Here is a 12,445-nt window from a genome sequence, read left to right as displayed (position 1 = left end):
CCCGCGATCTCGATGCCGCGTCGTTCAGACCATTACCCCTGGCCATTCCCCATGCGCGCTGACCGCTCGAGGTCCGACGCCCCGGTGGCGTCGGACCTCGAGCGCCCCGCGGGTCACGACGCGGACTTGACGAGCGTCGTCGGGTCCTGCTCTACCTCGCTCATCTTGCGGATCTTTGTAGAGCGGAAGACCAGGAAGGTTGACAGCGGAACGAAAATCAGGAGCAGCGTGAGAGCGATCGGCCGCTCGGCGAAGATCCCGAGGCCGCCCATGCCCAGCGACTGGCCGAGGTTCGCTTCGATCTGCGGTGCCAGCAGGAACGTGATGAGCAGCGGTTCCCTCGGGATGTCGAGCAGGATGAACAGGTAACCCACCAGCCCGAAGACGATCATCAGAGTCACGTCGAAGAGCGAGTAGTTGACCGCGTAGGCGCCCACGAAGGAGAAGATGACCGCAGCGGAGAGCAGTCGAGACGCGGGCAGCCTGGAGAGCTTGGCCACGTGCTTCAGGGTGAGCAGACCGATCACGAGCAGGATCACGTTGCTGAGGATGAAGACCAGGAACATCGCGTAGATGACCGGGCCGTGGTCGGCGAAGATGCGCGGCCCTGGCGAAACCCCATGCACGAGCAATGCGGCTAGCAGCACGGCGGTGATGGTGTCGCCGGGGATCCCGAAGTTGAGCAACGGGATCATCGCAGGGCCGTTGACGGCGTTGTTCGCCGTCTCGACCGCGGCGACGCCCTTCAGCGATCCGCGACCGAACTCCTCGGGGTTCTTCGACCGCCGGCGCTCGTTGCTCCACGCGAGGAAGGAGGCGATGATCTGGTTCAGTGCGGGCAGCATCCCCACGACGGAGCCGATAATGGTGGCTCGTCCCATCGCCGGCAGCGTCGAACGGAACTCCGCCTTGGTGAGCGGTTCACCGAGATCCTGACGTAGGTCGTCCTTGGAGATCGGACGCGGTCGTCCGAGGCGAAGCATCTCGGCTACCGCGTAGAGGCCGAGGACCATGGGGATGAACCCGATTCCCCCGGACAGGTCCAGCGACCCGAAGGTCATCCGGCTGGCACCGTGCACCGGGTCGATGCCCACCGCCGCGAGGAGCAGGCCGAGCCCGGCCGCGACAAGTCCTTTGACGAAGGACCGCCCGCTCAGGAACGCGATGAGCAGCAAGCCGAAAGCCATGATGAGGACGAGTTCCGGCGGCCCCAACCGGAGAGCGACGGTCGCGACCGCAGCTGCGAACAGGATGGCGACGATGTTGGATAGGATGTCGCCGATCACCGAGCCCCAGAGCGAGATCTCCAGGGCCTTGCGCGCCTTGCCCATCTTCGCCAACGGGTAGCCGTCCAAGACGGTCGCCGCTGCCGCAGCCGTCCCCGGCGTCGACACCAGGATCGCGGGTATAGACCCTCCGTAGAATGCTCCCTTCGTGATGGCGATGAGGAAGGGAATTCCAACGGTCGGCGGCAGATAGAACGCCACCGGCAGCAGCACCGTGACGGCCATGGTCGCGGTCAGGCCGGGGATCGCGCCCACGACAAGGCCCAGCATGAGGCCGATGCAGACGTACAACCAGACCTGCCAGTCGGCCATGAGGACCAGCGCATCGGACAGGGATTCGAGCACCTCGGACTCCAATGAAGGTTGGGCGGCTCAGAAGGGAAGCGGCAGGTACGGTGATCGCGGCAGCGGCACCCGCAGGAGCACTTCGACGCTGTAGTGGAGCAGCACGAGGTAGGCCGCGCAGCTGCCGAAGATGAACAGCTTGTTCCCCTCGCGGTAGTAGAAGAGGACCGCCAGGTACGTCACGCCCGCTGCCGTCAACAGACCGAGCCAGCCCGCGAGCCACGCCCCGAGGAGAGCTATTGCGAAGACGGTCAGCGCCTCGAGGACCGTGCCTTCGGTGGTGACCTCCGTGGTCGGCTGGGCCCGCCGCAGCTGCACCAGCCATCCGATCGAGGAGAGCCCGAGTACGGCGGAGCCGAGCCACAGCGCGGCGTGCGGGGGGAAGGCCCCGTCCCGAGCGATGCTCGAGTGCGAGACCAGTGCCTCCGCCCGGACGAAGATAAAGGTCGAGGCGACCAGGCAGAGCACCGCGAGTGACCGCTCCGCGACGAGTAGCCCAGCCGCGCGGCCCCGGGAGGCACCCGCGGCAGCGGGGGCCTCCGGGGCCGAGGCGCCGTCGACGTTGGTCACCGCGCCGGCCCCACGTCGAGCAGAAACTTCCCGTCAACCATGATTGCCTCGTCGTCAACGTGGATCGTCGGGCGGTGGAACACCATGTCGAGATGGATGCCGGCCGCGATCATCTCCGTGTCCAGATCAGCCGGCGTGGTGCCCAGGGCGATGTGCGCCGTGCCGTAGAGCGCTTCGGCGCTCGTCACGTTGTCGATGAGAAGGGCCTTGTCGTTGAAGCCGATGCCCACCTCGGAGACGTTGTGCGCGTTGATGTTGTTCGCGCCGTCGAGCAGCGCGCGTAGCCGCTCCGCCTCGTGGCCGCCCTCGATCCGGACCGCGCGGCCGTCCACGACGTCAACCGTGATCGGGTCTTGAATTAGTCCGACCCCGACGCAGTAGGCGTCAACGACCACACGTCCGTGGCTACCACCCGGCTTGGGGATGACACCGCCCTCAAGGCACGGCGGTGCCCCGAATTCGCCGGGCTTGTGCGCGAGCCCGGTGAGTGCACGCCCTTTCCGGCCGACCAGGTCAAATGAAATGTCGGTGCCTCCCGGCGACGTGATGCGCATCCGCGAGCCTGCGGTGATCGCCTCCGAGACGCGTACGATTCTGGGCGCGATGGCCGCGAAGTCGGCGTAGACGGCTCCCGGGCCCTCGAGCATCGCCCGGTCGATGTCACCGATGTAGAGGTAGCGCAGGCCGTCTCGCTGGGCCGACTGCCGGGCGATGCTGTGGTGGACGAACTGCGTGGTGAGCTCGATCGCGAGGTCTGCACCGCGCATTGCCTGGGCGATGGATCGCGGGGGCTCCTGCCCCGATCCGCTACGCGGGTCCATCGTCGCCGTCACCAGCTCGGCCCCGAAGGAGCGTACCGCCTCCTGGAAGGCGGCGATCACGTCGGCGTCCATGCCGGCGTCGGTGATGATGAGTACGTCCTCCCGCGGCGTGATGCCGCCGCATTCGACGAGCCTGCGGGCACCTTCGAAAAGCCGCTCATCTGTCATGGCTTGCACACTCCGATTCCTCATCGTCCTGTTTTGACGGGCCGGCGGACCGGCACGAGGCCGGGGGGCGCCAGCAGCGAAAGGGACCTGGTCAACGGTCCCGGAACCTTGCCGCGGTCCTCGGCGTCTTCCTTGCGCTTTAGGACCGCCCGTAGCGTGACCCCGCCGATGACCTTGGCCGGTTCGGGTGGGTAGTGCCCGACGGGGCCCTGTGTGAGCCGGCTGTGCCGCCACTCGTCGTCGCGCTCCAGCGCCATCGAGGCGAGAATCTGACCGCCGAGATGGGTCGGGCCAACGCCGTTGCCGGAATAGCCGACGCCATACAGCACCCGCGGATTTCCGCCCAGCCGCCCGAAGAACGGCAGGGAGCTGATGGACCGGTCGATCGGTCCCGTCCAGCTCGCGTCCACCATCGCTGACGTGGTGGTCGGGTACAGCGACGTCATCGCCTGGACGACGGCGGCGCGCCGGGGGGAAGGCCCTTCGAACTTGCTGCCCACGCGCCGGCCGAAGCCGAAGGATCCGCCGCCGTGGCCGAACGCCAGCCGGTGGTCTCTGGTGGCCTGGTAGTAGTTCACGAGCATTCGAGAGTCGGAGATGGCGAGGCCGTCGGTACGGCCGATGCGGTTCAGCAGCTCGGGGATCGGCTTGGTCACCACCATGTCGCTCGACACGATGACGAGGGCCTTGGCGATCTCGCGGTGCCGTGCCATCCACGCGTTCGTGGCGAGCACGACCTTCTCCGCGGTGACCGAGCCGCGCGGGGTGTGCACGACCATGCTCCGCGGCTGCGACAACGAGACCATCGGTGTCCGCTCGTAGATCCGCACGCCGAGCTCGATCGCGACGCGGCGAAGCCCCCTGGCCAACAGCGCTGGCTGAACCGTTGCCGCACTCGCCTCGAAGACACCGCCGACATGCTGGGCGGACCCGGCCCGGGCTGCCACCTCTTCCGGTGTCCACGCTTCGAATGGCTGGTACCCGTGGGCTGCGGCGGCCTCGACGGCACCGGTCCAGGCGCCAAGCTGCGCCTCGTTGGTGGCGGCCCACAACCACCCGTCGCGGCGGTAGTGAGCGTCGATGCCGTTCTTCTGGCAGAACTCGCCGATGGCATACACCGAGTCAGCGGAAGCCTGGGCCAGCCGCGGTCCCTGCTCCGGTCCGAAGAGCTTGACGAGGGTGGCCAACTTTGCCCACCAGCTCAAAACGAACCCGCCGTTGCGGCCACTGGCGCCACTGCCACACTCGTTAGCCTCGATGAGGACCACGTCGGCCGATGGGTCGGCTTCCTTGATCTGCAACGCTGTCCAGAGTCCGGTGTATCCACCGCCTACGATGCAGACGTCGCCTTTCTCGTTGCCGTCCAGCGCCGGGGCCGGCGGCTCGTTCACCTCTTGCCGTTGAGCCTGGTCGAGCCACCAACTGAGCTCGCCGATCTGCCGCGTTGGATACACCCGTTACCCCAATTCCTTGACAAGCTGCTGGAGCGTCTCCGCCTCGCGCTTGACCCGCTCGTCGAGCTCCGGGCCGCTTACGAACTTGAGCTCCTCACCCAGTCCGTTGACGATCTTCACGAAACTCTCGTCCTTGCTCAGCACCTCGAAGTCCTTACGCAGCACCTCAACCACCTCGTCGGGAGTGCCGGCCGGGGCGAACACGGTGCGGAACATGGCCCACTGGATGTCGAAGCCGGACTCCGCCAGAGTCGGCACGTCCGGGAGGCTCGCCAGACGGTCCTTTGAGGTCACGGTCAACGCCTTGAGCCGGCCCTCCTTGATGTCCTTGGCGACCGTGGCGGGAAACAGGGGCGCCATGTCGATGTCGCCCGCGAGAACTCCGCGGTAGGTAGCGCCGCCGCCCTCGAACGGAATGTGCCCGACGTTGATGCCGCTCTTGTTCAGGAACATCGACACCGGGACCTGGTCGGGTCCAAGACCGGTCACCGAGCCGTACTTGAGCTTGCCCGGCTCCCGCTTCGCCGCTTCGACGAAATCACCGAGGGTCTTCCACGGCCGGTTTGCCGGAACCACGAAGAGGATGGGGCTCTCGTTGATCTGCGCCACCGGGCGGAGATCACTCCAGCTGTACGGGAGCTTCTCGGTCATCGGCCGAATGATGACGCTGGTCTGGTCCCCGAGCAGGAGCGTGTGCCCGTCGGGCTTGGACTGCCGCGCCACGTACGCGGCACCCACGGCGCCGCCACCGCCGGACTTGATCGACACCGTCATGGGTTGGCCCAGGTGATCCTTGGCTTCGGCCGCGATCGCCCGGGCGTGCGCGTCGTGCGAACCGCCCGCCGCCCATGGATTGACCAGCTCCACTGGCCGCGTCGGGAAGTTGGCCTGCCCGGCCTTCGCTCCTACCCCCGCTCCCGCTCCCCCACACCCGACGAGCGCGAACGCGCAGGCCGCCGCGACGAGCCCGGCGACTCGGCGGCGAGCGCGTGCCCATCCGCGTGATCCAACCGGTGCCGAAAGAATGACAATGGCCTTTGACACTGTTCCTCCCTGTTTTAGGTGTCGCTCTTGCTGGCGAAGCATCCGATGAGGCTCATCAGCGGAACAGAAGACGGCTGGCCCTATGGCCTGCGTATTGGATGGTCTGACCAAGTGCCTGGGAATTTACTCACAGGGCCTGCGCCCGCGCAAGGGTCTAACCGAGGCTGATTTGCCGGCCATGAGGGGCCACGCCTCGTGAGTTCACGGGTGGGGAGCCGGCCGGCAGCGGTGGACACGGGACGACCGGCCGACAGAAAGGATCCGAACGGGGTTCACGACAGGTCCGCCACTGAGCGTTACGCCAAGTTCTGGCGTAACGCTCACGTTTAAGGACCTCCAGCCCGACCAGGAGCCATCGCCGCGACGGTCAGTGCGCCCGATGTAGGGGGTCCGTCATGGCGCGCGTAGGACCTTCAGAACGGGCGCACCGGAGACGGGAGCCTGCTCGAAAAAGGCATCAGGTCGAGCAGGCCGAGGCTCCTGACGAGCCCGTGATTCAGCGTGCGCCCGGCCGGGTGAGACGGGTCGATCCGTGCGCCCGCTGAATCACTCACCCGGCCGGGCGGGCCTGTCGTCGGTGGCGAGTGGCCTTCGCGACGTACTCGGTGGCGGATTCGGTGATGAGGTCCCGCTCCTCATCGGTGACCTCTCGGCGCACCTGCGCGGGCACCCCCACCACGAGCGATCCGGCGGGGATCACGCTGCCCTCCCGCACGACCGCTCCGGCCGCGACGATGGAGCCGCGCCCGATCCGCACGCCGTTGAGCAGGACCGCGCGCATGCCGATGATGCAGTCCAGTTCCACAACTGCACCGTGAATGACCGCGCCATGACCGATCGTGACCCGGTCATCGACGTGCACGGGGAACCCCGGGTCGGCGTGGACCAGGACGCCGTCCTGCAGGTTGCTGCGCGAACCGATGTGCACCTTTTCGTCGTCGGCGCGGACCACGCAGCCGTACCAGATGCTGCTCTCGGTCCCGACCGCCGCGTCCCCGAGGACAACGGCACCGGGGGCGATCCAGGCCGTGGGGTGGATGGACGGGGTGGCCCCGGTCAGGGCTAGGACGACCGGACTCGGGATCTCGTTCATTGCTTTCCTGCCTGCATCATCGCCCCTGGAAAGAAGGCTGCTGTTTGTTGAAGAACGCCTCGATGGCGTGCTTGTGGTCACGGGTGTCCGAGAGGGCCGCGAAATGGTCGAGCTCGCGGCTCATCGCCTCCACGTAACCCAGTTCTGCCGCCTCCTCCAATGCCTGCTTGGCGCGATGGACCGCCAGGGGTGCCCGGGAGGCGATCTCCCGCGCCACTTCCATGGCCGCGGCACGCACGTCGGCACGTGGCACCACCCTCGTGACGACACCTAGCTGGTGCGCCTCGGCGCCGGTGAAGGTCCGGCCGGTCAGCACGATGTCCTTGGCTGCGGCGAGGCCGACGAGACGGACGAGCCGCGTGGTGCTCACGACCAGACCAACCTTCACCCCGGCTGCGCAGAACTTCGCGTCCTCCGCCCCGACCCGGAGGTCGCAGGCGAGCGCGAGTTCGAAGCCACCCCCCATGCAGTGGCCGTTGACCGCTGCGATGACTGGGACAGGGAGCCGCTCGAAGTCGTCGTACACGCCGTTGTCGTCGGCCAGGAACGCCCGCACGGTCTCCGGCGTGAGGTCGGCCTCCTCGCGGAGGTTCGCGCCCGCGCAGAAGGCTCGCTCACCGGCGCCGGTGAGGACCACACAACGCAGGCTCCGATCCGCTCGCAGCTGGCCCAGCACGGTGTGCAGGCTCCGGCGGGTCTCTTCGGTGATGATGTTCAGCGGCGGGTTGTCGATCGTGACGACAGCAACGCCGTCGGAGGTCTCCAGCCGGGCGGTCACGCGATCACCCCACACGCGCGCAGCTTCGCGATCTGCTCCTCCGAGCGGCCCAACTCGGCCGCGATTTCGTCGGAGTGCTCGCCGAGGTCGGGCGCGCGGTGACGAATCTGGGCGGGGGTGTCGGAGAACTTGACAACCGGGCCGAGGGTACGGGTGGTCCCGAACCGCGGGTGATCGATCTCAACGACCATGCCGCGGGCGAGGGCGTGCTCGTCCGACAGCGCCTCTGGCACGGTGTAGATCGGGCCTGCGGGGATGCCCTCGGCCTCGAACAGGGTGAGCCAGTGTTCCCGGTCGTGGGCGAGGAGCTTCTGCTCGACCAGTGCCTCGAGTTCGGCAAGGTTGCGCAGCCTGTCGGCATTAGTGGCGAACCGGCTGTCCGTGGCGAGGTCCGAGCGGCCAATGATCCGGCAGAACACCGGCCAATGCCGGTCGCCGTCGGCCCCCACGGTGATGTAGCCGTCCTGGCAGCGGAATGCCTGGTATGGCGCTGATAGCCGGTGTGCCGAGCCGGTCGGCTGGGGAGTGCGACCTGTGTAGAAGAACTCGGTCGCCTCCCAAACGGAGAGTCCCAGCCCGGTCTCGAACAGCGACGTCTCGACCCGCTGGCCCCGGCCTGTGCGCTCCCGCGCGGCCAGCGCGCCGAGGATCCCGTAGACGGCGAACAGTCCAGCGCCGAGGTCGGTGACGGGGATTCCACATTTCACCGGATTGCCCCCCGGCGTGCCAGTGACGCTCATGAGCCCGGCCATACCTTGGGCGATGAGGTCGAACCCGCCCCGGGACGCGTAGGGCCCGGTCTGCCCGAAGCCTGAGATCGAGCAGTAGACGAGCTTGTCGTTGCGCGCAGACAGAGACTGGAAGTCGAGGCCGAGACGCGCGGCCACCCCGGGGCGGAAGTTTTCGACGAGCACATCGGCGGTGTCGATCAGGTCCAACACCAGTTCAAGTCCCTCACGAGACTTGAGGTCGACGCTTATCGATCGCTTGTTCCGGTTGACGGTGAGGAACGCGCCGCTGGTGACCTCATCCAGGGCGGGGTCCATTCCCCTACTGATGTCACCGCGGCCCGGCGTCTCAACCTTGATCACGTCCGCACCCAGGTCGGCGAGCAGCATCGTGGCAAACGGTCCCGCCAGGACCTGGCTAAGGTCGACGATCCGCACTCCGGTCAGGGCAGCCACGGAACCCCCTTCAGATTGGTCGGTTGGTCAGACCGATGATCGGCCTAACCTATTGCTATCATCTGGAGGCAGTCCTCGTCGAGGGCTTCGAAGGAGAGGCGCAAGGAGCATGGAAACTAGGACCTCGGTCCAGCTCACACCAGTTGTGCAGGTCCGGGCGCACGAGGCGATCGTGCAGCAGCTGAAGGAGGAGATCCTGGCCGGCCGACTGGTCGCCGGGGAGCGTCTGCCTGGTGAGCGGCAGCTTAGCGAGGCCCTAGGTGTCTCCCGCGCGTCCGTGCGCGAGGCGCTGCGCGTGCTTGAGGCGCTCGAGGTCATCGTGGTCCAGCGCGGCGCGGGGACCGGCGCCGGCCTCGTTGTCAATGCCGAGCCCGGGAAGGCCCTCTCGACACTCTTAAGCTTCGAGGTGGCCCTGGGCCACTTCACGATGACCGACGTAGTCGAGCTCCGCGCGCTGCTTGAGCGATCCTCGGCGAGGTGCGCCACGGCCGCCATGACCGACGAGCACCGTCAACACCTGCAGGACATCGTCGACTCGATGAACGACTCGAACCTGTCCCGTGAGGAGTTCCACGCGCGCGACACCGAGTTCCACGTCGGGCTGGCAGAAGCGGGCGGAAATACCCTCGTCGCCCACCTCATGCACGCCCTGCGCGAGGCCATCCAGCGGCAGATGTTGCAGGCGTTCCGCAGGTCCGACTGGCCGACACTCGCGGCCCAGCTGCACGACGAGCACCAGGCGATCCTCGACGCGGTGGCCTCCGGTGACGCAGACACCGCCGCCCGCATCATGGATGCCCACGTCGCGGAGTTCTACGCCAAGGCCCTGCGCGACGAGACGGTTTCGGAACGGGACCGGCGGTAACCGCCTTGAAGGCCGAAGCGTTCAGAAACGGCGGCTGAGCACGCGCCGAGTCCCCCGATCGTGGAAGTGAGCCACCAACGTCTGGCGATAGACGTCTACCCTCGTCGCCGCCGTCCGGTCGACGGCGGCGACCGACTACTTTGGATTAGCAAGCCGCGCACCATGACGTGCAGGTGCGGACGTCGGGGCCGTTGCCTTGCCGGATCGACGGACGCGTTGAACCTGCGTCGGGTCCGTGGGCAAATCGCTTGGGCGAGCTCGTAAAGCAGCGGCCATAGCCGATCTGACGCTCATCCAGAGCAGCGCGGAAATGCGCGTTGTCGCCGTAACCGCCGTCGGCTGCCAGCACCGCGGGCCGCGGACCCCAGCTGGCAAGCTCGTGATCATCTCCACCGCCATCTGGCCCAGTATGTGAAGTTGCGGAACGAGGGCCGCAGTCCGGAAGAGCGGCTGCATCGGGCCCGGCCGATCGATGAGTTCATGGACAAGATCGAGGAGTTGGTGGCGCGCTCGGGTGGCCGTGTCCGCGCGGACGTGGTGCATCGGCGGATCACCGCGATGGGCTTCGTCGGGGGTGAGCGCACGACCCGGCGGGCGGTCGCGGCGGTGAAGCAGTCCTGGCAGACGGGCCGGCGGCGGGTGTTCCGCCCGTGGATCCCGGAGCCCGGGTTGTGGATGCAGTTCGACTGGGGCGAAGGCCCTCGCATCGGCAGCCGGCGCACGTCGTTGTGGTGCGCCTGGCTGGCCTGGTCCCGGTTCGGGTGGTGATCCCGGTGTTCGACAAGACGCTACCGACGATCGTGGCCTGCCTGGACGCCACATTGCGCCGCCTCGGCGGGGTGCCGGCCTACGTGCTGACCGACAACGAGAAGACGATCACGGTGGAGCACGTCGCGGACGTCGCGGTCCGCAATCCGGAGATCGTGCAGGTGGCTCGGCATTACGGGATGACGATCCGCACCTGCGTGCCGGCGGACCCGCAGTCCAAGGGCGGTTCGGAGAACACGGTGAAGATCGCCAAGGCGGATCTGGTGCCGACTGCGGCGAACCTGCTCGAGCAGTACCGCACCTTCGCCGAGCTGGAGGCGGCCTGCCGTGACTTCACCGACGAGGTCAATGCCCGCCCGCACCGCGAAACCCGCCGCCGCCCCGTCGAGGCTCTGACCGAGGAACGGATGCGGCTGCACCCGCTGCCGCAGCAGCCGTTCACCGTCGCTTTCGGCACGACCCGCCGGGTGAATTGGGACTGCACCATCTCCGTCGACGGGGTCCGTTACTCGGTGCCCCACGACCTCGTCGACACCAGGGTCTGGGCCCGGTTCCACGGCGACGAACTGATCGTCACCGCCGTCGGCGACACCGGGCCGGCCGAGGTCGCCCGCCACCAACGCGCCCAGCCCGGCAGTCCGTCGATCATCGACGAGCACTACCCGCCGCGGGCCCGGCAAGCCGACACGGCTGAGCGGACCCCGCGGGCCCACACCGCCGACGAGGCCGCGTTCCTCGCTCTCGGCCCCGGAGCCGCGGCCTGGCTGGTCGAGGCCGGCGCCACGGGGGTGCGCCGGGTCCGCCGCAAGATGGCCGAGGCGGTCGCCCTGGCCAAGCTGCACGACGCCGCCGACGTCGACCGCGCTCTCGGCGTCGCCGCCCTCGCGGGCCGGTTCGCCGACAACGACGTCATCCGCCTGCTCGCCCACCAGCGCGAGGACAGCGAACCCATCCGCGCCAGCGAAACCCACAGCCTGCAACCGGGCACCTCCGCCTGGTCCTCGTTCGAGGAGACCAGCCGTGACCCTCACCCCACTGCGCGCCGTCACCGGGCCGGCCGGTGACCCCTTGACCGAAGCGATCGAGCTGACCAGGCGCCTGAAACTGCCACACATCCGCCGAGCCATGGCCGACCTCATCCCCACCGCGAAAGCCCAGAGATGGGACTCGGCCGAGGTCGTTCGGGTGCTACTCGCCGAGGAAGCCGCCGGCCGCGACCAAGCCAACCTCCGCACCCGCCGCAAACGCGCCGCGCTTCCCGCCGGCAAGACCTTCGGCGACTGGGACGAAGCCGCGTCCTCGATCCCACGCCCGACTCAGGACGCGCTGCGCACCCTCGAATGGGTGCACCGCAAGGAGAACCTGTTTATCTGCGGACGTCGGGCACCGGCAAGAGTCACTTCTGCGAAGCCCTCGGTCAAGCCGCCGTCGAGGCCGGCATGACCGTCGCCTGGTTCACCATCGAAGACCTCGGCGTCATGGTCCGTCGGCACCGCCCCGACGACTCCGTCGCCCGCGCGATGGCCAGACTGATCCGCACCGACCTGATCATCGTCGACATCGGCCTGCTCCCCGTGTCCCCGGACGCCGCCGAAGGCTTCTACCGCCTCGTCGACGCCGCCTACGAACGACGCAGCCTCGCCGTCAGCTCCAACCTGCACCCGTCCGGCTTCGACGAGATCATGCCCAAGACCCTCGCCACCGCCACCGTCGACCGGCTTCTGCACCACGCCCACGTCGTCGTCACCCAGGGTGACAGTTTCCGGCTCAACCAAGCCACCACCGGACAAGGAGTCAAAGCCTTGCACTGACCCAGCACCACCCCACGGCGGGGAATCATCTGGCCGCCGACGGGGAGAAACCATGGCCGCCAGCGGGGAGATCTACTGGCCGCCTACGGGGATATCCAACTGGCCGTTGACACTGGCCCGGCCGGAGTGCAATAAGAGTCTCTATGGTGTCAGCACGGGACCAGCCTAAGGGATGTCTCGTAACCCTGGCGTCTGTCTGTTGAGGACGATCGGGCAGGATGCCGGGGGTGCAGGTGATCACGGCAGTTAGCCCGGAGT

Annotated in this window: 9 protein-coding genes and 2 pseudogenes; 3 read left to right on the top strand and 8 right to left on the bottom strand. The window is 67.7% G+C overall.

Translation table 11 applies throughout. From position 1 onward, the window contains the following. Positions 1-113: 113 nt before the first annotated feature. The 8 genes from ACWD5O_RS29005 to ACWD5O_RS28970 form a co-directional block, all read right to left on the bottom strand. The gene (locus tag ACWD5O_RS29005) at positions 114-1,631 is read right to left on the bottom strand and encodes a tripartite tricarboxylate transporter permease (protein WP_450087220.1); all 1,518 of its coding nucleotides are present in this window, start codon (positions 1,629-1,631) and stop codon (positions 114-116) included. Positions 1,632-1,658: 27 nt separating this feature from the next. Then, positions 1,659-2,201, bottom strand: coding sequence for a tripartite tricarboxylate transporter TctB family protein (locus tag ACWD5O_RS29000; RefSeq protein ID WP_450087219.1), 543 nt, complete (start codon positions 2,199-2,201; stop codon positions 1,659-1,661). Further along, a complete protein-coding gene (locus tag ACWD5O_RS28995) occupies positions 2,198-3,190 on the bottom strand; it encodes an aminopeptidase (RefSeq protein ID WP_450087218.1) in 993 nt (330 codons plus the stop codon). The genes ACWD5O_RS29000 and ACWD5O_RS28995 overlap by 4 nt, the downstream gene beginning before the upstream one ends. Positions 3,191-3,210: 20 nt before the next feature. Next, the gene (locus ACWD5O_RS28990; RefSeq protein WP_450087217.1) at positions 3,211-4,644 is read right to left on the bottom strand and encodes an NAD(P)/FAD-dependent oxidoreductase; all 1,434 of its coding nucleotides are present in this window, start codon (positions 4,642-4,644) and stop codon (positions 3,211-3,213) included. A 3-nt stretch (positions 4,645-4,647) separates the two neighbouring features. Then, entirely contained in the window at positions 4,648-5,730 is a 1,083-nt protein-coding gene (locus ACWD5O_RS28985) for a tripartite tricarboxylate transporter substrate binding protein (RefSeq protein WP_450087216.1), read from the bottom strand. A 508-nt stretch (positions 5,731-6,238) separates the two neighbouring features. Beyond that, entirely contained in the window at positions 6,239-6,640 is a 402-nt protein-coding gene (locus ACWD5O_RS28980; RefSeq protein ID WP_450087215.1) for a gamma carbonic anhydrase family protein, read from the bottom strand. Between the two features lie 157 nt (positions 6,641-6,797). After that, positions 6,798-7,559 (bottom strand): enoyl-CoA hydratase/isomerase family protein, encoded by a 762-nt coding sequence (locus ACWD5O_RS28975; RefSeq protein WP_450087214.1) that lies wholly within the window; start codon positions 7,557-7,559, stop codon positions 6,798-6,800. Continuing rightward, positions 7,556-8,743, bottom strand: a complete 1,188-nt coding sequence (locus ACWD5O_RS28970; RefSeq protein WP_450087213.1) for a CaiB/BaiF CoA transferase family protein — start codon at positions 8,741-8,743, stop codon at positions 7,556-7,558. Before ACWD5O_RS28970 ends, ACWD5O_RS28975 begins: the two co-directional genes overlap by 4 nt. 172 nt (positions 8,744-8,915) lie before the next feature. Between ACWD5O_RS28970 and ACWD5O_RS28965 the strand changes: the two genes are divergently transcribed. The 3 genes and pseudogenes from ACWD5O_RS28965 (at position 8,916) to ACWD5O_RS28955 (ending at position 12,187) form a co-directional block, all read left to right on the top strand. Then, positions 8,916-9,608 carry a FadR/GntR family transcriptional regulator gene (locus tag ACWD5O_RS28965; protein ID WP_450087212.1) on the top strand — a complete coding sequence of 231 codons (693 nt, stop codon included), beginning with the start codon at positions 8,916-8,918 and terminating at the stop codon, positions 9,606-9,608. A gap of 390 nt (positions 9,609-9,998) precedes the next feature. Next, positions 9,999-11,440 (top strand): annotated as a pseudogene (gene istA, locus ACWD5O_RS28960) (IS21 family transposase); the annotation flags it as partial. 61 nt (positions 11,441-11,501) lie between these two features. After that, positions 11,502-12,187 (top strand): annotated as a pseudogene (locus ACWD5O_RS28955) (ATP-binding protein). The last annotated feature ends 258 nt before the right edge of the window (positions 12,188-12,445 follow it).

This window comes from Micromonospora sp. NPDC005161, assembly GCF_053599855.1.
Note: the sequence above shows the minus strand (reverse complement) of the source record. Positions and strands in the feature narration are given on the sequence as shown.